Here is a 19,038-nt window from a genome sequence, read left to right on the forward strand (position 1 = left end):
TAAGGGCCGGGTGAGCCTGGACTTGGACAAGACGGCCCTGCGCAAGCGCCTCCGAAGCGTGCGCCGACGGCTGGCGGCCGAGCGCCCCGACGCGGCGCGCCTCGCGGCCGAACGGCTGCCGGTGGACCGCCTGCCGCCGTTCGCCAGCGTTGCGGGCTATGTGGCCTGCGGCTCCGAGATCGATCCCCTGCCGCTCCTGCGTCGCCTGGCCGATCTCGGGGCGGAGCCGGCGTTGCCGGTCGCGAAGAGCCGCGACGAGGCCCTTGAGTTCCGCCGCTGGGATCATCGCCGCCCCCTGGCGCCGGATGCCTTCGGCATCCCCGCCCCGCCGCCCGGGAGCAAGGTCCTGACGCCCGACCTCGTCATCTGCCCGCTGCTGGGTTTTGACCGCCGGGGCGGACGCCTGGGCCAGGGCGCCGGCCACTACGACCGGACCCTCGCGAACCTTCGCGCCGCAAAACCGGTTTTCGTCCTCGGCCTCGCCTATGCCGGGCAGGAACTGGACGAAATCCCCATGGAGCCGCACGACCAGCGGCTGGACGCCATTCTCACCGAGACGGAATTCGTCCCGGTGGCTAGAGAGAGCCGATGAGACTCGCCTTTTTCGGAGACGTGGTGGGACGCGCCGGGCGCGACGGCCTGGCCACCTTCCTGCCCGGCCTGAAGCGCCAGCTCCGCCTCGACTTCGTGGTGGTCAACGCCGAGAACGCCGCTGCCGGCTTCGGCATCACCGAGGCCACGGCCAACGAGCTGTTCGACGCCGGCGCCGACTGCCTGACCCTGGGCAACCACTCCTGGGACCAGAAAGAGGCGCTGACGTACATCGTCCGCGAGCGGCGGCTGATCCGGCCGCTGAACTATCCGCCGCTGTCCCAGGCACCGGGCCGCGGGGCCCAGCTCTTCGACACGCCCGATGGCCGTCGGGTGCTGGTGGTGAACCTCCTGGGCCGGGTCTACATGGATCCGCTGGACGATCCCTTCGCCGCGGTGGACCGCGAGCTGGAGGCCGCGCCTTTGGGGGCAGTGGCCGACGCGGTGATCATCGACATCCATGCCGAGGTGACCTCCGAGAAGATGGCCATGGGCCATTTCTGCGATGGCCGGGCGAGCCTCGTGGTCGGCACCCACACCCACGTCCCGACCGCCGACGCCCAGATCCTGCCGGGCGGCACGGCCTACCAGACCGACGCCGGCGCCTGCGCCGACTACGACAGCGTCATCGGCAATCAGAAGGAGGAGCCGCTGCGGCGGTTCACCACCAAGATTTCCGGCGGCCGCTACAAGCCCGCCGAGGGGCCGGCGACGGTTTGCGGCGTCTATGTGGAGACCGACGACCGCACGGGCCTCGCCAAGCGCATCGAGCCCATCCGCGTGGGCGGGCGGCTCGCGCCGCATGTGCCGGTGCTGGATAAGGTGGAGGCCTAGGCGGCGGCTTGGGCGGGCCGCTCGCTCAGCACGCGGGTGATGGCGCCGAATAGCTGGGCCGGCTGGATCGGCTTGGCCTGAACCGCGTCGAAGCCCACAGCCTTCAGGCGGATGTCCGAGCCGGGTGCGGTGTCGGCGGTGAGCGCGATCACCGGCGTCGAGGGCGGGCCGGCTTCGCCTGCGCGGATGCGGCCGACGGCCTCGATGCCGTCCATCTCCGGCATGTGCAGGTCCATCAGCACCAGGTCGAAGGGCTCGATCCGCAGGCGCTCCAGGGCCTCGGCGCCGCTGGCGGCCATCTCCACCGCCGCCCCCGCCGCTTCGAGCAGGGCGCGGGCGACGGCCTGGTTGATCGGATTGTCGTCCGCCACCAGCACCCGAAGGGGCGGCAGGCGGAGGTCGGTGATGTCCACCTGGCGCGGTTTGACGTCCGGAGCCGCCGGCAGCGGCAGCCAGACCCGGAAGGTCGAACCCCGACCGGGCTCGCTGTCCACGACGATGTCGCCGCCCATCATGGCCGCCAGATTGCGGCAGATGGACAGTCCCAGGCCGGTGCCGCCATAGCGCCGGGCCGTGGAGGCATCGGCCTGGCTGAACGGGCGGAACAGCCGGGCCACCTGGTCGCGCGTCATGCCGGGACCGGTGTCCTCGACGCGGATCTCCACGCCGGGCCCGTCGAGCGGGCCGGGAGCACGGCGGACTGTGAGGGTGACGCTGCCGCTCTCGGTGAACTTCAGGGCGTTGGACAGCAGGTTCAGCACGATCTGCCGCACCCGGGTCTCATCGCCGACGACCTGGGCCGGCAGGTCCGGATCGGTCTCGCAGACCAGGGCCAAGCCCTTGGCTTCGGCGGTCTCGGTCCACAGGGCGACGGACTGGCGGGCCAGGGCGGCCAGATCGAACGCCGCAGACTCGATGTCCATGCGGCCCGCCTCGATCTTGGCGTGGTCCAGCACGTCGTTGACGATGGACACGAGGCCGTCGCCGGAGCGCACGATGGTCTCCACATAGTCCCGCTGCTGCGGCGAGAGCGGTGTGCGCAGCAGGGCGCGGGCCATGCCCAGCACGCCGTTCATCGGCGTGCGCAGCTCGTGGGTCACCATGTTGAGGAAATAGGTCTTGGCTTCGTTGGCCTGGGTCGCCCGTCGTTCGGCGTCGGCCAGGGCGTTGGCGGTCTGTCCGTTGGCCCGGGCCGCCGCGGCCATGTAGACAATGGGGATCGCCAGGCTGAAGGCGAGGACCATCGCGCCGCTTCGATCGTAGCCGCCGAAAGCCACAGGCAGCAGGATCCAGAGCACCAGGGCCGGCCCGCCCAACGCCGCCATGGCCACGGGCGTGCGGAACGAGAAGCCCACGGCGTGGATCATCAGTGTGACCAGGATCGCCACCCCGGCCAGACGCAGCGCCTCGTCGCCCGAGATCCAGCAATGCACCGCCAGGGCGCACCAGGCCAGGCCCGCCGCGAGCATCCAGAACACATAGGCGACCCGTGCGGCAGGCGTCAGCGCGCCCCCACGCATTCCATGACGGGAGACGAAACGGGTGCCGCCCTCGGTGATGGCGAAGGCCAGGAACCAGACGACGCCGAAGGTAGGGGAGAATACGTAGATCGAGAGCGCCATGGCGGTGAGCCCGCCGAGGATGCGCGCGGCCAGCACATCCCATGAGGTCCGGGCCACCAAGTCCAGTCGCTCATCCAATAGCTTCCGACGGCTGCCCTCCACGACCGGCGGTCCCTCCCATGCTGTCGCGACGCGCCTCACCCCCGCGCGCCGACTACAACCCAGGATGCCCCGATTTAGTGAACAGACCCTTGTTTTCTGATCTCGGGTACGCCAGCGCCGCTTAGGCGACGTCCAGCTTCCGTCCGCGGCTTTCCATCACGCGTTTGATGGTGGCCACGAGATCGGCGGGGCGGATGGGCTTGGTGTGCAGGGCGTTGAAGCCCAGCGACTGAAGACGTTCCTCCTCGCCCGGGCCGGCGTGGGCGGTGAGAGCGATGACCGGGATGTCCTGCGGCCCGGCCAGGCCGGCGCGGATCCGGCCCACTACCTCGATGCCGTCCATGCCCGGCATGTAGACGTCCATCAGCACCAGGTCGAAGAGGTCCGTCTGGACGCGCTCTAGCGCCTCCGCGCCGTGGGCCGCGGTCTCGACCGAAGCGCCGGCCGAGCCCAACAGGGCCCGGGCCACGGCCAGGTTGATCGGATTGTCGTCGGTGACGAGGATCCGCAGGGGGTGCAGGGAGGCGCTGGAGTTCAGCCGGGGCTCCAGCTGCGCCTCCACCGGGGCGGGCGTCGCTTCTGCGGTGGGCAGCGGCAGCCGGACGCGGAAGGTCGAGCCCTTGCCTGGGGTGCTGTCGACCGAGATTTCGCCGCCCATCATGGTGGCCAGGGTCCGGCAGATCGACAGGCCAAGGCCCGTACCGCCGTACTTGCGGGTGATGGACGCCTCGGCCTGGGTATAGGGCCGGAACAGGCGTGACACTTGGTCGGCGTCCATGCCGGGCCCGGTGTCCCCGACCGCAATCTCGATGCCGCCCTCGCCATCGGCCCGATGCTCACGGCGCAGCGCCAGGCTCACCTTTCCGTCTTCGGTGAACTTCACGGCGTTGGACAGCAGGTTCTGGATGATCTGGCGCACCCGCGTCTCATCGCCCAGCACGTGGGCGGGAAGCTGGGGGTCGACGTCGTAGTCGAGCTCCAGACCCTTCTCGGCTGCGGCCTCGGTCCAGAGTTCGACCGACTGCCGGCCCACCTCGCGCAGGTTGAAGGGCGCGATCTCGAGATCCATCCGCCCAGCCTCGATCTTGCTGTGGTCGAGGACGTCGTTGAGGATCTCGAGCAGGGAGTCTCCGGAGCGGAGGATGGTGTCCACATACTGCCGCTGCTGAGGCGTGAGCGAGGTGGCCTGAAGGGCCCGGGCCATGCCCAGCACGCCGTTCATGGGCGTGCGAATCTCGTGGCTGACCATGCCCAGGAACACGGACTTGGCCTCGTTGGCCTCCTTGGCCCGACGCTTGGCTTCGGCGAGGTCCCTGGCGTTCTGGGCCATGGCCCAGGCGGCCGCCAACACATAGATCAGGGCCACCAGGATGCCGAAGTTGGCGATCCAGAAGCTCGAGCCTTGGTAGTTGCCGAAGAACAGCGGCAGCGCCAACCAGAGCGCGGCCGCCGGAGCGCACATGACCAGCCAGGCGGCCGGCGCGCGGGACGAGAAGCCCAGGGCGTGGAACAGCACGGTGACGAGCACCGCCAGGGCGGCGACGCGCAGCGGCTCTTCGCCCGAGGCCCAGCCGCGCACGGCCAGGGCGCACCAGGTGAGGCACCCCAGCGCCATGAGCACGAGATAGGCGATACGCCGAGGGGGCGTCAGGCTGCCGCCCTTGAGCGCGGGCCGCGACGCCAGACGGGCGCCGCCTTCAGTCAGGGCGAAGCAGACGAACCAGACCGCGGCGAACGTCGGCCCGAACGGTTCGGCCGAAAGCAGGGCCGCGATGACGCCCGCAGCGCTGCGAACGGCCAGCACTTCCCATCGCGTCCGGGCCACGTAGTCCAGACGCTCGTCCAAAAGCTTCCAGCGTGTGGTAGCCACGCTTATGTCCCCCCAAAGCCCCTGCCGGACGAACAAGCTTGGCCGCGCCGACAGTTAACCATAGCGGTTCGGGCAACCCGGGTCCAACGCATGGTATGGGAGTGCAGGCTCAGGTTGCGAAGGGGAGCCGCTGGTTGCCTCAGCGGCGTCGGCGGCGGCTGTCCGGCGGCGCCAGCGTCTCCAGCGTGAGCACTCCGGCCTTGGTCCTGTCGAGCAGGTCGAAGCGAATGCCGGCGGTCTGTTCGAATTCAGCCAGGCTCACCCGACGGTCGCCGTCGAGGTCCGCGCCGGTGACCGGTTGCGGGATGTTGAGCAGGGAAAAGCGCGCCGCGCCCACACGGCCAGGGCCGCGGCCGCCCCCGAACTCAGGAGCGCCGCCGTACAGGCCGATGATCTCGGGGACGATCTCCCGCTCATAGGTCTGCAGTTCGAGCCCGCGCAGGATGCCGTCTCCGTCCTTGTCGAGCGCCTTGAAGAAGCGAACCGCGTCCGCGCGGAACTCGGCGAGGGTGAGGCGCCCGTCGCCATCGGCGTCAGCGCCTGTGAACCAGGCCCGCAGACCGTCGCCGCCGCGGAACGGCTCTCCGGCCGGGCTGATGTACAGGCTGCGGCCGCCGCCCGCGGGGCCGTCAGGACGAGGTTGAGCAGGGGCCGCCTCGGCGGCGGCGAGCAGGGCGATGGCGAAAATGATCAGACGACGCATGGGCCCTTCAGATGGTCAAGGCTTCGCCGTCGCGGAAGAGCCTGATCGAGCCGCGGTTGTATCGCCGACGAAACGGCGCTGTAGTCGGAGCCGCAAGGAGGCCGCATGCTCAGATTTCTCGTCCGCGCCGTGTTCGCCGGTCTCGGCCTGTGGCTGGCCTCGGAGATCGTCCCTGGCGTCGGCATCGACAACACCGGCACGCTGGTGGTGGCCGCGATCCTGCTCGGCATCGTCAACGCCTTCGTCCGGCCGGTGGTGTTCGTCCTGACCCTGCCGCTGACGATTATCACCCTGGGCCTGTTCCTGCTGGTGGTGAATGCGGCCATGATCGGCCTGGTCGCCATGATGTTGGGCGGCTTCCACGTGGACGGCCTGGTCCCCGGCGTCCTGGCGGCGATCGTCACCGGGGTCGTCAGCTGGGTGGGCAGCATGATCGCCCGCGACACCGAGCGGCGCTAGCGGCCTTTGAACGTGGCGGGCCGCTTCTCCATGAAGGCGGCCACGGCCTCGCCGAAGTCCTCGGTGCGCACGAGCGGCATGAGCTGCAGGAACACGTGATGCACGTGCTCGTCGAAGCCTTCCGAGAGCCCCATGCGCATCATCCGCTTGGCCGCCTGAACCGCCAGCGGAGCGTTGGACGCGATCTCGGCGGCGAGCCGGCGGGCCTCGGCCTGCAACTGGTCGGCGGGAACGGTCCGTGAGGCGAGGCCCCAGTCGACGGCCTCCTGCGCGCTCAGGGTTCGACCGGTGAAGATCAGTTCGGCGGCCTTCGACCAGCCGATCAGCCGGGGCAGCAGCCAGGTGCCGCCGGATTCCGGCACCACCCCGCGTTTGGTGAACGCCACCGCAAGCTTCGCCCCTTCGGCCGCCAGCCGGATGTCGCAGCCGAGGGCGGTGTCGAGGCCATAGCCGGCCGCCGCGCCGTTGAGGGCGCAGATGGTCGGGGTGTCCAGGTTGAACAGCACCGTCGGCGGGGTCGAGCGCAGGTCGAGGTTGGTGGCGTTCGAGGCGCCGCTGAGCCCGAGGCTGCCCTGGCTGGCGCCGCGTAGGTCGAGGCCGGCGCAGAAGGCGCTGCCCGCGCCGGTGAGGATGATGGCTCGGACATCCGGGTCGCGGTCGGCCTTGAGGAGAAGCTCGGCCAGTTCGTTCAGCATCAGCCCGGAGATGGTGTTCATCCGGTCGGGCCGGTTCAGCGTAATGGTGGCGATGTGCTCGCTCACCTCGTAGAGCACCTCAGCGTTCAGCCCTGCGGAATCGGCCATGGCGCGAGCCTCCCTGAATGATCTGATTTAGAGTAGCAGGTGCGCCGCCCGCCCCTAGGTAAGGCGCGCAGGTAGGATTCAGGAGGCCGCTTCAGTGTCGATCGAGAACCATCCCGGCTACGCCCGCTGGAAGGCGGCGGAGGCGCGGCTCGAGGAGGCCAAGCAGATGCTCGATGTGGTGACCACCGATGCCGAGCGCGCGGCCGCTCAGCGCGCAGTGGACGACGCTCAGGAAGAATACGACGCCGCCGTGGACGCCATCGTCGGCTGAGGGGCCCTCGCCTGGTCGCGTATTCAGGCGTCGATCTCGATGGCGTAGTCAACCACGTCGCCCGCCGCGACGCCCGCGCGCCGGCGCACATCCGCCTTCACCGGCAACAGGAACGATCCCAGTTTGCTCGCCGAGAACAGCGAGGTCTTCCAGCGGACCTCGCCGATAGCGGCCGTGACCCGCAGGGAGCCGAACGGCGCCAGCCGTCCGCCGACGGTGCGTATGCCCTCGGCCAATTCCCGGGGCAGGGTGATGAAATGCCAGCGGCCGGGGCCGTCATAGAGCCAGAGCTCGCCGGCGGCCTCGTAGCGGAACGACATCCGACCTCCCTAGCGGACGCCAAAGAAAAAGGGCGGAGCCTTGCGGCTCCGCCCTCCGTCTTAGCGATGAAGCGCTGGATTAGAAGTCCATGTCGCCCATGCCGCCGGGCATGCCCGGAGCGGCCGGCGCGTTCTTCTTCGGCGCTTCGACGATCGCAGCTTCCGTGGTGATCAGCAGGCCGGCCACCGAGGCGGCGTCCTGCAGAGCCGTACGGACGACCTTCGCCGGGTCGATGACGCCGGCTTGCACCAGATCGGTGTACTCTTCCGTCTGGGCGTTGAAGCCGAAGGTCGGCGAGCTGTTCTCGAGGACCTTGCCGACCACGATCGAGCCTTCGACCCCAGCGTTTTCCGAGATCTGACGGATCGGAGCCTGCAGGGCGCGACGGACGATGGCGATGCCGGCGTCCTGGTCGTCGTTGTCGCCCTTCACGCCGTCGAGGACCTTGGAGGCCTTCAGCAGGGCGACGCCGCCGCCCGGCACGATGCCTTCTTCCACGGCCGCGCGGGTCGCGTTCAGGGCGTCGTCGACGCGGTCCTTCTTCTCTTTCACCTCGACTTCGGTGGCGCCGCCGACGCGGATCACCGCAACGCCGCCGGCCAGCTTGGCCAGGCGCTCTTGCAGCTTTTCGCGGTCGTAATCCGAGGTGGTGTCCTCGATCTGCTTCTTGATCTGGGCGATGCGGCCTTCGATGCCGGCCTTGTCGCCCGCGCCGTCGACGATCGTGGTGTCGTCCTTGGTGATCTGGACCTTCTTGGCCTTGCCGAGCATGTCGAGGGTGACCGACTCGAGCTTGATGCCCAGGTCTTCCGAGATCAGCTGACCGCCGGTCAGGATGGCGATGTCTTCCAGCATGGCCTTGCGGCGATCGCCGAAGCCCGGCGCCTTCACGGCCGCGACGCGCAGGCCGCCGCGCAGCTTGTTGACTACCAGGGTCGCCAGGGCTTCGCCTTCGACGTCCTCAGCGATGATCAGGAGCGGACGGCCCGACTGGACCACGGCTTCCAGGACCGGCAGCAGCGGCTGCAGCGAGGAGAGCTTCTTTTCGAAGAGCAGGATCAGCGGCTCTTCGAGTTCGGCCTCCATCTTCTCGGCGTTCGTGATGAAGTACGGCGAGAGGTAGCCGCGGTCGAACTGCATGCCTTCGACGACATCGAGTTCGGTCTCGGCGGTCTTGGCCTCTTCGACCGTGATCACGCCTTCGTTGCCGACCTTTTCCATCGCCTTGGCGATCATCTCGCCGACTTCCTTGTCGCCGTTGGCCGAAATGGTGCCGACCTGCGCGATTTCGGAGTTGGCCGAGACCTTCTTGGCGTTGGCCTTGATCTCCTCGATGACCTTGGCGACCGCCTTGTCGACGCCGCGCTTCAGGTCCATCGGGTTCATGCCGGCCGCGACCGACTTCAGGCCTTCGACGACGATCGCCTGAGCCAGGACGGTGGCGGTGGTGGTGCCGTCGCCGGCCTTGTCGTTGGTCTTGGAGGCGACTTCACGGATGAGCTGAGCGCCCAGGTTCTCGAACTTGTCGGTCAGCTCGATTTCCTTGGCCACCGACACGCCGTCCTTGGTCGAGCGCGGAGCGCCGAAGGACTTTTCGATGACGACGTTGCGGCCCTTGGGACCGAGGGTGACCTTCACCGCATTGGCGAGGATGTTGACGCCGCGCAGCATGCGATCGCGCGCGTCGGAAGCGAAATAGACTTCTTTCGCAGCCATGTTGGTTCTCTTCTCTCTAAAGGGGATTCAGAAGGGCGATCCGGTTGCCGCGCCGCTTAGGCGACGACGCCCAGGATGTCGCTTTCCTTCATGATGAGCAGGTCCTGGCCATCGAGCTTCACCTCGGTGCCGGACCACTTGCCGAACAGGATGCGATCGCCGACCTTGACGTCCAGGGGAACAACCTTGCCGCTATCGTCACGAGCGCCCGGGCCGACGGCGATCACTTCGCCTTCCTGCGGCTTTTCCTTGGCGGTGTCGGGGATGATGATCCCGCCCTTGGTCTTCTCTTCTTCCTCGACGCGCTTGACGAGGACGCGATCTCCCAGGGGACGAAACGCCATGATGCTCTTTCTCCGTTCGAGACGGTGGGTTGAAATTTGGTGACGGAAGCCGCCCCAGGGCCTGCTGTTAGCAGTCTGCCCTATCGAGTGCTAACGTCCGCTGGGGGAGGTAGGGAAACGCCTATCGGGAGTCAAGACAGCCTCGGTGCGGGAGCGGATGATGCGCCCGCAGGGATGCGAGACCCGCCGATGCAACCCATGTGAAGAACTGGGCCGGAGGCCGTGGCCGACGGTCCGTGGTGACTGTGATGTGGGGTGAGCGGATGAGTTTGCAATCCTTCCTGCAGAACGCCGTGCGAGAGGGCGACCTGACCTTGCGCCTGCCGGGCGGCAGGACGCTGAGGCTGGGCGACGGCTCAGGCCCGCCGCTGGTGGCGCGGATCACCAGCCCGATGTGGGCGGCGCGGATCGCCGCCAAGCCCGGTCTCGGCGTCGGCGAGGCCTACATGGACGGCGGCCTCGTCCTGGAGCAGGGGGATGTGGCGGACTTCATCAACCTCATCGGCGCCAATGCCAAATACAAGGCGCACAAGAAGCGCGGGCCATTGAAACGGTGGCTGCGCGACCGGCGGCGGGAGGCCAATCACCGACGCGCCGCGCGCCGCAACGTCGCGCACCACTATGACCTGTCGAACGAGCTCTACCGGCGCTTCCTCGACGAGGACATGCAGTACTCGTGCGCCTACTTCGCCCGCCCTGACATGACGCTGGAGGAGGCCCAGCTCGCCAAGAAGCGGCACATCGCCGCCAAGCTGGCGCTGGAACCCGGCATGAAGGTGCTGGACATCGGGTGCGGCTGGGGCGGCATGGCCATGACCTTGGCCGAGGAGACGGGGGCCGAGGTGGACGGGATCACCCTGTCCACCGAGCAGCTGGCGCTGGCCCAGGAACGCGCCCAGGCCCGGGGGCTGTCGAACCGGGTCCGGTTCTCGCTCACCGACTACCGGGACGTGCCGGGACCGTACGACCGGATTGTCTCAGTGGGCATGTTCGAGCACGTGGGCCGGCCGAACTATCAGGCCTATTTCGACGGGATCGCCCGGCTGCTGACCGACGACGGTGTGGCGCTGATCCACTCCATCGGCCGGCCCGAGGGACCGAACGTCACCAATGCCTGGGTGGCCAAGTACATTTTCCCCGGCGGCTATATTCCCGCCCTGTCCGAGGTGCTGCCAGCCATCGAGCGGGCGGGCCTCTATGTGACCGACATCGAGATCCTGCGCCTGCACTACGCGGAGACCCTGAAGGCCTGGCGCGAACGCTTCGCGGCGAACCGGGCCGAGGTGGCGCAGATGATGGACGAGCGGTTCTGCAGGATGTGGGAGTTCTACCTGGGCATTTCGGAGATGGCCTTCCGCCATCGCGGCCACTTCGTCTTCCAGGTGCAGCTCGCCAAGCGCTCGGGGACCCTGCCAATCACCCGCGACTACATGGGCGAGGCCGAGGCGAAGCTCTCCCGCCCGGACCGCCGGGTGGCCTGAAGACCTTGACCTGGGACGTAATCGACGGGCGGCGCCCCGGCGGGTGAGGCTCCCAGCGTTCGCGGCTTCCGCAAGGCCGCATGCAAGGAGCCTAGCCATGACCGTCATCCGCTCGACCTTCCTCCGCGCCGTGATCGGCCTTGATGCGGCCGTCTGCGGCCTCCTGGGCGCCGGTTTCGCCGTCGGCGGCCCCGCGGCCGCAGGAGCCTTGGGCCTGTCGCCTGGGTTCACCGGCCCGGTCGGTCTCTTCCTGATGGCCTATGCGGCGCTCCTGGCATGGCTTGCCCTGCGGTCTGAGCTGCCGCGGGCCGCCGTCTGGGCTCTGGCCGTCTTCAACGGGCTCTGGGCTCTCGAAAGCGTGCTGATCGTCCGCCTGGGCTGGGTCAACCCCACGCCGACCGGTCACGCCGTGCTCTACGTCCAGGCCGCCGGTGCGCTGGGCGTGGCGGCGTTTCAGGCGCTGACCCTGCGCCGGGCCCGGCCGCTCACGGCCTGAGGCCGTCCGCCGCGCCACTGCTCCCCCAGTGGCGCGGCGACCACCGGTCGGCCACAAGCGCGTTGAAACAGTTGTTTGAACGTGGTCCTATGGCTCCCAATCGCCGGCTGACGCCGGCCTGTCGATGGGAGCGACCAGGATGAACAAGCCCGCCGAACGTCCGCAATCCGGCTTCGTGCTGAACCCGCAGGACGAGCTCAACGACCTGCGGATGTCGGACAAGGCGCTGCCGCTCTACAATCAGGTGAAGCAGTTCATCAAAGAGGTGGTGGAGCCGGCGTCGGAGGAGTTCCATCGCCTGGGCGAAGGCCGCCCGAACATCTGGGACTACGCGCCCGGCCAGCTCGAAGTGCTGGAAGCGGCCAAGGACAAGGCCAAGGCCCAGGGCCTGTGGAACTTCTTCCTCCCCAACGCCGAGACCGGCGAGGGCCTGTCGAACCTCGACTACGCCTACATCGCCGTGGAGCTGGGCAAGAACCGGCTGGCCTCGGAGATCATGAACTGCGCCGCCCCCGACACCGGCAATATGGAAGTGCTGGAACGCGTCGGCACGCCGGAGCAGAAGGAAAAGTGGCTGAAGCCCCTGCTCGAGGGGAAGATCCGCTCGGCCTACTGCATGACCGAGCTGAACACCGCCTCGTCGGACGCCAAGAACATCGATACCCGCGCAGTCCGGGTGGGCGACGAGTACATCATCAACGGTGAGAAGCACTACATCTCCGGCGCGGGCGACCCTCGCTGCAAGGTGATGATCACCATGGTGCGCACCGGCGGCGAGAACGACCCGCCGCACCTGCAGCAGTCGCAGATCCTGGTGCCGCTCCCCACCGAGGGTGTCGAGATCATCGGCGGCCAGCAGGTGTTCGGCGACTATGACGCCCCGCATGGCCACATGCACATCCGGTTCAACAACGCCCGGGTGCCGGCCTCCAACATCCTGCTCGGCGAGGGGCGCGGCTTTGAGATCAGCCAGCTGCGCCTCGGCCCCGGCCGGATCCACCACTGCATGCGCGCCATCGGCTCGGCCGAGAAGGCCCTGGACCTGATGGTGACCCGCGGCATGAGCCGGGTGGCCTTCGGCAAGCCGATCATCCAGCTCGGCGGCAACCTCGAGATCGTCAGCCGCGCTCGTATCGAGATCGAGGCCATGCGCCTGATGGTGCTGAAGGCCGCCAAGGCCATGGACGTGCTCGGCAACCGCGAGGCCCGGGTCTGGATCCACATGGTGAAGGCCATGGTCCCCGAGCGGGTCTGCAAGATCATCGACCAGGCGATCCAGATGCACGGCGCCCTGGGCGTGTCGCAGCACACGCCGCTCGCCCGGATGTACGCCAATACCCGGACCCTGCGGATCGCCGACGGCCCGGACGAAGTCCACCACATGGTGGTGGGCCGCAACGAACTGCAGCAGTTCCGCGAAGGCCCGCACGACAGCTCGATGTCGGCGGTGTTCCGCAACTAGCAGGCCTTCAGGGCTTCAAGGATCAGGCCCCGGTTCGCGCCGGGGCCTTTTTCTTTGGCGAAGAGCGGGCCTGGGTGTAAGCGAACGGCGTCATATGACGGCCAAGCTCTCCCTGCCATGACCTTGCTCGCCGGCGCCTTTGTGGCCGCGGCGGCCTTTTTCACGGCGGCGCTTTCGGGCGTCTTCGGCATGGCGGGCGGCCTCCTGCTGATGGGCTGCCTCGCGCTCGTTCTGCCCGTGCAGGCGGCCTTCGTCACCCACGGCCTGCTGCAACTGGTCGCCAACGGCTGGCGGGCGGTCCTGCATCGACATCACGTTCGCTGGGACATCGTCGGATGGTACGCCCTGGCCTCCCTGCTTGCGGGCCTGACCGTGGCGGGCCTGTCCTTCACGCCCTCGAAGCCGCTGCTGTTCCTGCTGCTGGGTCTGGTGCCGGCCCTCACCTGGCTGCCGCGACGCTGGCTCCGTCTCGATGCGGCGCGTCCGCCGCAGGCGTTTCTTTCAGGCCTGCTGGTCACGGGCCTCAATCTCGTCGCCGGGGTGGCCGGCCCCCTGCTGGACATCTTTTTCGTCCGGACGACGCTCACCCGGCACGCCATCGTGGCCACCAAGGCCGCGACCCAGGTGTTTGCTCACCTGGCCAAGATCCTCGTCTATGGGGCTCCGCTGCTTGTCAGGGCGGACGGGTCTGGTCTCCCGCCCTGGCCGATGTTCGTCCTGGCTGTGCCGCTGTCCATGGCCGGTACGGCCGTCGGCGGCCGTATCCTGGACCGCCTGAACGATGTGGACTTCAAGCGCTGGACCCGCTGGATCGTCACCGGCATCGGCGGCGTCTATCTGATCCAGGCGGCCGGTCTTCTCCGGAACTGAAAAAAAGGCCGGGTCGCGCGGACCCGGCCAAAGGGAAGTTCATAGGGAGGAAACGCCCAGGATGGGCACGCCTTCAGGTATGTCGGCTCCGCGACTGTGCAAGCGGTCCTCCGAAAATTTTTTGGCAGCCGGACTGGAAAGGCGCGGCCGCCCCCAACTGGACTGAGGAAATGGCGCAGATTGGACCTTCTGACTGGTCCGTTCGCCGCCTACGACGGCGTCATGTCACAGGCCGCCATCTCGTCTGTTTCGGCCGAGCTCATGAACCTTGAGCCCCGGCCCCTTGAGAACCGCTTTGTTCGGCTGGAGCCGATGACCGATGCGCACCGAGAGGGGCTGCGCGTGGCCGTGAACGCCGACCAGCGTATCTGGACCGAGCTCTATCCCTATTCCTGGGCGAACGAGCATTTCGAGCCGACCTGGGCGAAGTTGCGCACCGATCAGGCCAGCGGGGCGATGTCGCCCTATGCGGTGGTCGCGGACGGCCAAGTGGTGGGGCTCACCAGCTTCTACGCCATCGACCGATCGAACCACGTGCTGGAGATCAGGGGCACCTACTACCGGCCCGAGGTCCGCGGCGGGCCGGTCAATCCAGCCGCCAAGCTCCTGATGATGGGCGAGGCCTTCGCCAGCGGCGCCCGGCGGGTGGTTTATCGGGTCGACGCCCTTAACGCCCGCAGTCGGGCCGCAGTGAACAAACTGGGGGCGGTGGAGGAAGGCGTGATGCGCCAGGACCGTATCACCTGGACCGGGCGCATCCGCGACACGGTGATCTTCTCGATCCTGGCGGACGAATGGCCGACGGTGCGCGAGCGGCTGGAGCAGCGGCTGGCGGCGTTCACCTGACCGGCGCCCAGCCTCAGGTCCTGCCCGACGCGCCCTTCCGGCGGGCCCGGAAGAAGGCCTTGAGCATGGCCGAACTTTCCTCCGCAAGCACGCCCCCCGTGACCTCGGGGCGCCAATGGCAGGTGGGCTGCTCGAAAAATCGGGGCCCGTGCCGGACGGCGCCGCCCTTGGGATCCTCGGCCCCGAATACCACGCGGCCGATCCGGGCGTGGCTGATCGCGCCGGCGCACATGGCGCAGGGCTCCAGGGTGACCACCAGGGTAAGGCCCGTCAGGCGGTAGTTGCCCAGCTTCTCGGCTGCGGCGCGCAGGGCCAGCACCTCGGCGTGGGCTGTGGGGTCGTGGCGGCCGATCGGGGCGTTGCCGGCGACGGCGATCACCTCGCCGGTGGTGGAATCCACAACGGCGGCGCCCACCGGGGTCTCTCCAGCCTCGGCGGCGGCTTGCGCGGCTTCGAGCGCGATGCGCATGGTGCGGCAGTCATGGTCCACGATCCTCTACGAACCGACCGCGCCTCCTCCGGTCAAGCCCAGCCCTCCGAAGACCCCGCCGCTGACGGCGGCGGCGAACGCATCGCCAAGCTGCTCGCCCGCTCGGGAGTCGGCTCCCGCCGTGACGTGGAGCGGCTGATCGAGGAAGGCCGCGTGGCCATCAATGGCCAGGTGCTGACGACCCCGGCGGTGAAGGTCGAGCCCGGCGACATCGTGACGGTGGACGGCGCTGTGGTGGGCGAGCCGGAGCCGGTGCGCGTATTCCGCTATCACAAGCCCGTGGGGCTGGTGACGACCCACAAGGACCCGCAGGGACGGCCCACGGTGTTCCAGGCCCTGCCGCCCGAACTGCCCCGGCTGATCTCGGTGGGACGACTCGACCTGAACTCCGAAGGGCTGCTGCTGCTCACCAACGACGGCGGCCTCGCGCGGGCGCTGGAGCTGCCGTCCACCGGGATCGTCCGCCGCTACCGCGCCCGGGCCCATGGACGCATCACCCAGGAACGGCTGGATACGCTCAAGGACGGCATCACCGTGGACGGCGTCCGCTACGGCGCCATCGAGGCCAGGCTCGACAAGGCCAGGGAGGGCGGCCAGGGCGCCAATCTGTGGCTGACCGTGACCCTGCACGAGGGCAAGAACCGCGAAGTGCGGCGGGTGCTGGAGGCTCTCGGTCTGAAGGTGAACCGGCTGATCCGCCTGTCTTATGGCCCCTTCGCCCTTGGGACGCTGGGCGTGGGCGAGGTGGAGGAAGTCGGGCCGCGGGTGATCCGCGAGCAGCTCGCCGGCCTCATCCCACCGGAAAACATGCCCAAGGGCGACCGGCCGCAGTATCGGGCGCCCCATCGCAAGTCGCGCCGCGCCCAGGCCGAGAGCCGCGAGACCGAGCTGGTCCCGCCGCCGAAGGAGAAGGCGAAGAAGGAGTACAAGGCTGGCTGGGCCAAGCCGAAGGCCAAGCCCAGGCCCCATGCGAAGAAGCCGCCGAAGGCGCTGCTGCAGGCGAAGATCGAAGGCAAGACCATCGGTGCTCCGCCCAAGCCGCCGGCTGAGGGGCGGGCGGCGCCGGCGCGCGGACCGGCCCGGCCGTCCGGCCGGTCGCTGGCCGCGCCTACAGCTAGACCGGAGGGCAAGCCGATGCGGCTCGGTCCAGGGGGGGGCGGACGCGGTCCGACGAGGCCGGGTCCTGGGCGGCCCAGCGGCGGCCGGCCCGGACCGAAGCGGCGGGGCTGAGCCATGCGCATCGTTTCCGGAGACTTCCGCGGCAAGACCCTGGTCACGCCGCCGGGGCAGGGCACGCGGCCGACGTCCGACCGCGCCCGTCAGGCCATCTTCAACATCCTAGAGCACGCCCCCTGGTCGGACGGGGTGCGGGACCGACGCGTGATCGACCTCTTCGCAGGCTCAGGCGCCCTGGGCTTCGAGGCGCTGTCGCGGGGGGCGGCCTTCTGCCTCTTCGTGGAGACCGACGAGGCGGCGCGGGGGGCGATCCGCGAGAATGTAGACGCCATGGGGCTGTTCGGCCGCACCCGCGTCCACCGGCGGGACGCCACCCAGTTGGGCGTGCGACCGGGGGCGGACGGGCCGGCGTTCGACCTGGCCTTCCTCGATCCACCGTACGGCAAGGGGCTGGCCGAGGCGGTGCTGCGCAAGCTGGCCGAGGGCGGCTGGCTGGCGCCCGGGGCCACGGCGGTGGTCGAACGCGGCGTCGGCGAAGCGCCGCTGGAGGCGCCCGGTTACGAGATGCTCGACACCCGGGACTACGGGGCGGCCCGGGTCTGGTTCCTCAGGCTCGCGGGCTGACGGCAAGTCCGCCGAGAACGCGGGCTCAGGCTGCGGCGTGGGCCCGCTATCTCCGCCCGAACAGGCGCTCGATGTCGGCCAGTTTCAGCTCCACATAGGTGGGGCGGCCGTGGTTGCACTGGCCGGAGTGGGGCGTCGCCTCCATCTGCCGAAGCAGGGCGTTCATCTCCGGCGCAGTGAGGCGGCGGCCGGCGCGGACCGAGCCGTGGCAGGCCATGGTGCCGCAGACCTCTTCCAGCCGCTCCTTGAGGGCCAAGGCCTGGCCGTTCTCGGCGAGATCATCGGCGATGTCGCGCACCAGCCCCTGGACGTCGGTCTCGCCCAGCAGGGCCGGAATCTCGCGCACCAGCACTGCGCCCGGACCGAAGGCCTCGACCAGGAGGCCCAAGGCTTCCAGCTCCCCGGCGCGGGCGACGACGCGTTCGGCCTCGGCCGGATCCAGCTCCACTACCTCGGGCAGCAGCAGGGCCTGACGGGCTACGCCGCCCTCGGCCATCTCGGCCTTCATCCGCTCATAGACGAGGCGCTCGTGGGCCGCGTGCTGGTCGACGATCACCACGCCGTCCCGGGTCTGGGCGACGATGTAGGTCTCGTGCACCTGAGCCCTCGCCGCGCCCAGGGGATAGTCCACCGGATCGATCACGGGCGCCGGCCCGGCGGGTTCGGCCACGCCGGCCTGATCGGCAGGCGGCGGCGCGCCATAGGCGTCGGGTTCCGCCCGGGCGGAAAGCTCGGAGAGGCCGGGGATCGCCTGAACGGCGGCGGCCAGGGCGGCGCCCTGGGGCGTGGGCGTCCAGCCGCCCTGACGCCAGGCCGAGAAGCCCGTGGCCGACGGCTGGGGCGGCAGGGTCTGCGGGCGAAGGCCGCCGAGGGCAGCCATGGAAACGGTGGTCGAGGCGCGGTGGCCCGCCGCCGCCAGGGCGTGGCGCAGCCCCCCCACGATCAGGCCGCGCACCAGGCCTGGATCCCGGAACCGCACCTCGGCCTTGGCCGGGTGGACGTTGACATCCACGAGGCTCGGATCGAGCTCGATGTAGAGGGCGCAGGCCGGATGTCGATCCCGGGCCAGGAAGTCAGCGTAAGCTCCGCGCAGGGTGCCTTGCAGCAGCCGGTCCCGCACCGGCCGGCCGTTGACGAACAGGTACTGGTGCGCGGCGTTGCCCCGGTTGTAGGTGGGCAGGCCCGCATAGCCCGACAGGCGCACCCCCTCGCGCTCATGGTCGATGAGCAGGGCGTTTTCCGAGAACTCGCGTCCCATCACCGCGCCCAGGCGAGCCAGCCGGCCCTCGACGTCGTCGCTCTCCGCGGGGAGGCGCAGCGCGCGGCGGCCGTCCAGGTCGAGGGCGAAGCCGACGGCGTGGTGCGCCATGGCCTGCCGCTTCAGCTCTTCCGTGATCGCCAGGGCCTCGGCGCGCTCCGACTTCATGAACTTCAGTCGGGCGGGCGTGGCGTAGAACAGATCGCGCACCTCCACGCGGGCGCCATGCGGGCCGGGGAAGGCGGCCGGCGCCACGGCCCCGACGGCGCCGCCCTCGACGAGGATGGCGTGGGCGTCGGCCTGGCCCCGGGCCCGGCTGGTGATGGACAGCCGCGCCACCGAGCCGATGGAGGGCAGGGCTTCGCCGCGGAAGCCCAGGGTCGAGATGCGCAGCAGGTCGTATTCGCCGTCCTCGCCCGGATTGAGCTTGGAGGTGGCGTGCCGCTCCACGGCCACCGGCAGCTCCTCCGCAGTCAGCCCCTGACCGTCATCGGCCACCAGGATGCGGGTGAGGCCGCCGCCGTCCGCCTGCACCTCGACCTTGGTCGCACCGGCGTCGAGGGCGTTCTCCACCAGCTCCTTCACCGCGCTCGCGGGCCGTTCCACCACCTCGCCGGCGGCGATGCGGTTGATGAGTTCGGGCGGGAGTCTGCGGATGGGCATGTCAGGATTTCGCCGGGGCCATCCTACATAGTACGA

General features: G+C 69.2%; 20 protein-coding genes. 11 read left to right on the plus strand and 9 right to left on the minus strand.

All coding sequences use genetic code 11. The features are described 5' to 3' along the window. The first annotated feature begins 10 nt into the window (after positions 1–10). Positions 11–592: a 5-formyltetrahydrofolate cyclo-ligase gene (locus BO64_RS05040; RefSeq protein ID WP_496402181.1), complete on the plus strand. Its 582-nt coding sequence runs from the start codon at positions 11–13 to the stop codon at positions 590–592. Next, a complete protein-coding gene (locus BO64_RS05045) occupies positions 589–1,425 on the plus strand; it encodes a TIGR00282 family metallophosphoesterase (protein WP_496402182.1) in 837 nt (278 codons plus the stop codon). The genes BO64_RS05040 and BO64_RS05045 overlap by 4 nt, the downstream gene beginning before the upstream one ends. On the opposite strand, the gene BO64_RS05050 is transcribed toward BO64_RS05045, so the two are convergent. The 3 genes from BO64_RS05050 to BO64_RS05060 form a co-directional block, all read right to left on the minus strand. Continuing rightward, the gene (locus BO64_RS05050; protein ID WP_496402456.1) at positions 1,422–3,104 is read right to left on the minus strand and encodes an ATP-binding protein; all 1,683 of its coding nucleotides are present in this window, start codon (positions 3,102–3,104) and stop codon (positions 1,422–1,424) included. The two genes, BO64_RS05045 and BO64_RS05050, sit on opposite strands and share 4 nt — an antisense overlap. 166 nt (positions 3,105–3,270) lie before the next feature. Then, positions 3,271–5,019 carry an ATP-binding protein gene (locus tag BO64_RS05055; RefSeq protein WP_496402183.1) on the minus strand — a complete coding sequence of 583 codons (1,749 nt, stop codon included), beginning with the start codon at positions 5,017–5,019 and terminating at the stop codon, positions 3,271–3,273. Between the two features lie 139 nt (positions 5,020–5,158). Then, positions 5,159–5,722, minus strand: a complete 564-nt coding sequence (locus BO64_RS05060; protein ID WP_496402184.1) for an EF-hand domain-containing protein — start codon at positions 5,720–5,722, stop codon at positions 5,159–5,161. Between the two features lie 105 nt (positions 5,723–5,827). On the opposite strand from BO64_RS05060, the gene BO64_RS05065 reads away from it, so the two are divergent. Then, positions 5,828–6,181, plus strand: coding sequence for a phage holin family protein (locus BO64_RS05065; protein WP_496402185.1), 354 nt, complete (start codon positions 5,828–5,830; stop codon positions 6,179–6,181). Here the strand turns inward: BO64_RS05065 and BO64_RS05070 are convergent. Beyond that, positions 6,178–6,984, minus strand: a complete 807-nt coding sequence (locus tag BO64_RS05070) for an enoyl-CoA hydratase/isomerase family protein (protein ID WP_496402186.1) — start codon at positions 6,982–6,984, stop codon at positions 6,178–6,180. The genes BO64_RS05065 and BO64_RS05070 overlap by 4 nt on opposite strands. Before the next feature lie 94 nt (positions 6,985–7,078). On the opposite strand from BO64_RS05070, the gene BO64_RS05075 reads away from it, so the two are divergent. Next, positions 7,079–7,255, plus strand: coding sequence for a hypothetical protein (locus BO64_RS05075; RefSeq protein ID WP_496402187.1), 177 nt, complete (start codon positions 7,079–7,081; stop codon positions 7,253–7,255). 23 nt (positions 7,256–7,278) lie between these two features. Here BO64_RS05075 and BO64_RS05080 read toward each other — a convergent pair whose 3' ends face one another. From BO64_RS05080 to groES, 3 genes are all read right to left on the minus strand, one after another. Next, positions 7,279–7,575, minus strand: coding sequence for a DUF1905 domain-containing protein (locus BO64_RS05080; RefSeq protein ID WP_496402188.1), 297 nt, complete (start codon positions 7,573–7,575; stop codon positions 7,279–7,281). A 79-nt stretch (positions 7,576–7,654) separates the two neighbouring features. Then, the gene (groL, locus tag BO64_RS05085; protein WP_496402189.1) at positions 7,655–9,292 is read right to left on the minus strand and encodes a chaperonin GroEL; all 1,638 of its coding nucleotides are present in this window, start codon (positions 9,290–9,292) and stop codon (positions 7,655–7,657) included. A 56-nt stretch (positions 9,293–9,348) separates the two neighbouring features. Further along, complete coding sequence (groES, locus tag BO64_RS05090; RefSeq protein WP_496402190.1) at positions 9,349–9,636, minus strand: co-chaperone GroES; 288 nt, start codon at positions 9,634–9,636, stop codon at positions 9,349–9,351. A 263-nt stretch (positions 9,637–9,899) separates the two neighbouring features. On the opposite strand from groES, the gene BO64_RS05095 reads away from it, so the two are divergent. The 5 genes from BO64_RS05095 (at position 9,900) to BO64_RS05115 (ending at position 14,791) form a co-directional block, all read left to right on the plus strand. Next, positions 9,900–11,117: a class I SAM-dependent methyltransferase gene (locus BO64_RS05095; RefSeq protein WP_496402191.1), complete on the plus strand. Its 1,218-nt coding sequence runs from the start codon at positions 9,900–9,902 to the stop codon at positions 11,115–11,117. 97 nt (positions 11,118–11,214) lie between these two features. Further along, positions 11,215–11,613: a hypothetical protein gene (locus tag BO64_RS05100; RefSeq protein ID WP_496402192.1), complete on the plus strand. Its 399-nt coding sequence runs from the start codon at positions 11,215–11,217 to the stop codon at positions 11,611–11,613. 139 nt (positions 11,614–11,752) lie between these two features. After that, entirely contained in the window at positions 11,753–13,075 is a 1,323-nt protein-coding gene (locus BO64_RS05105) for an acyl-CoA dehydrogenase family protein (RefSeq protein WP_496402193.1), read from the plus strand. Between the two features lie 117 nt (positions 13,076–13,192). Next, complete coding sequence (locus BO64_RS05110; RefSeq protein WP_496402194.1) at positions 13,193–13,945, plus strand: TSUP family transporter; 753 nt, start codon at positions 13,193–13,195, stop codon at positions 13,943–13,945. Positions 13,946–14,125: 180 nt separating this feature from the next. Further along, on the plus strand, positions 14,126–14,791 hold the full coding sequence (locus tag BO64_RS05115; RefSeq protein WP_496402195.1) for a GNAT family N-acetyltransferase: 666 nt from the start codon (positions 14,126–14,128) through the stop codon (positions 14,789–14,791). A 13-nt stretch (positions 14,792–14,804) separates the two neighbouring features. Here the strand turns inward: BO64_RS05115 and tadA are convergent, their stop codons facing one another. Further along, positions 14,805–15,260: a tRNA adenosine(34) deaminase TadA gene (tadA, locus tag BO64_RS05120; RefSeq protein WP_496402196.1), complete on the minus strand. Its 456-nt coding sequence runs from the start codon at positions 15,258–15,260 to the stop codon at positions 14,805–14,807. A gap of 12 nt (positions 15,261–15,272) precedes the next feature. Between tadA and BO64_RS05125 the strand changes: the two genes are divergently transcribed. Both BO64_RS05125 and rsmD read left to right on the plus strand, forming a co-directional pair. Next, complete coding sequence (locus BO64_RS05125; RefSeq protein WP_496402197.1) at positions 15,273–16,511, plus strand: pseudouridine synthase; 1,239 nt, start codon at positions 15,273–15,275, stop codon at positions 16,509–16,511. A gap of 3 nt (positions 16,512–16,514) precedes the next feature. Further along, on the plus strand, positions 16,515–17,081 hold the full coding sequence (rsmD, locus tag BO64_RS05130) for a 16S rRNA (guanine(966)-N(2))-methyltransferase RsmD (RefSeq protein ID WP_496402198.1): 567 nt from the start codon (positions 16,515–16,517) through the stop codon (positions 17,079–17,081). 46 nt (positions 17,082–17,127) lie between these two features. Here rsmD and mutL read toward each other — a convergent pair whose 3' ends face one another. Next, the gene (gene mutL, locus BO64_RS05135) at positions 17,128–19,002 is read right to left on the minus strand and encodes a DNA mismatch repair endonuclease MutL (protein ID WP_496402199.1); all 1,875 of its coding nucleotides are present in this window, start codon (positions 19,000–19,002) and stop codon (positions 17,128–17,130) included. Positions 19,003–19,038: the final 36 nt, after the last annotated feature.

The organism is Phenylobacterium composti DSM 19425, assembly GCF_059568645.1.

Bases quoted from the DNA above. Each gene is read 5' to 3' on its own strand.
- BO64_RS05045 (WP_496402182.1), top strand. From the start codon at position 589: ATGAGACTCGCCTTTTTCGGAGACGTGGTGGGACGCGCCGGGCGCGAC.
- BO64_RS05060 (WP_496402184.1), bottom strand. From the start codon at position 5,722: ATGCGTCGTCTGATCATTTTCGCCATCGCCCTGCTCGCCGCCGCCGAG.
- BO64_RS05065 (WP_496402185.1), top strand. From the start codon at position 5,828: ATGCTCAGATTTCTCGTCCGCGCCGTGTTCGCCGGTCTCGGCCTGTGG.
- BO64_RS05070 (WP_496402186.1), bottom strand. From the start codon at position 6,984: ATGGCCGATTCCGCAGGGCTGAACGCTGAGGTGCTCTACGAGGTGAGC.
- BO64_RS05080 (WP_496402188.1), bottom strand. From the start codon at position 7,575: ATGTCGTTCCGCTACGAGGCCGCCGGCGAGCTCTGGCTCTATGACGGC.
- groL (WP_496402189.1), bottom strand. From the start codon at position 9,292: ATGGCTGCGAAAGAAGTCTATTTCGCTTCCGACGCGCGCGATCGCATG.
- groES (WP_496402190.1), bottom strand. From the start codon at position 9,636: ATGGCGTTTCGTCCCCTGGGAGATCGCGTCCTCGTCAAGCGCGTCGAG.
- BO64_RS05095 (WP_496402191.1), top strand. From the start codon at position 9,900: ATGAGTTTGCAATCCTTCCTGCAGAACGCCGTGCGAGAGGGCGACCTG.
- BO64_RS05100 (WP_496402192.1), top strand. From the start codon at position 11,215: ATGACCGTCATCCGCTCGACCTTCCTCCGCGCCGTGATCGGCCTTGAT.
- BO64_RS05105 (WP_496402193.1), top strand. From the start codon at position 11,753: ATGAACAAGCCCGCCGAACGTCCGCAATCCGGCTTCGTGCTGAACCCG.
- BO64_RS05110 (WP_496402194.1), top strand. From the start codon at position 13,193: ATGACCTTGCTCGCCGGCGCCTTTGTGGCCGCGGCGGCCTTTTTCACG.
- tadA (WP_496402196.1), bottom strand. From the start codon at position 15,260: ATGCGCATCGCGCTCGAAGCCGCGCAAGCCGCCGCCGAGGCTGGAGAG.
- BO64_RS05125 (WP_496402197.1), top strand. From the start codon at position 15,273: ATGGTCCACGATCCTCTACGAACCGACCGCGCCTCCTCCGGTCAAGCC.
- rsmD (WP_496402198.1), top strand. From the start codon at position 16,515: ATGCGCATCGTTTCCGGAGACTTCCGCGGCAAGACCCTGGTCACGCCG.
- mutL (WP_496402199.1), bottom strand. From the start codon at position 19,002: ATGCCCATCCGCAGACTCCCGCCCGAACTCATCAACCGCATCGCCGCC.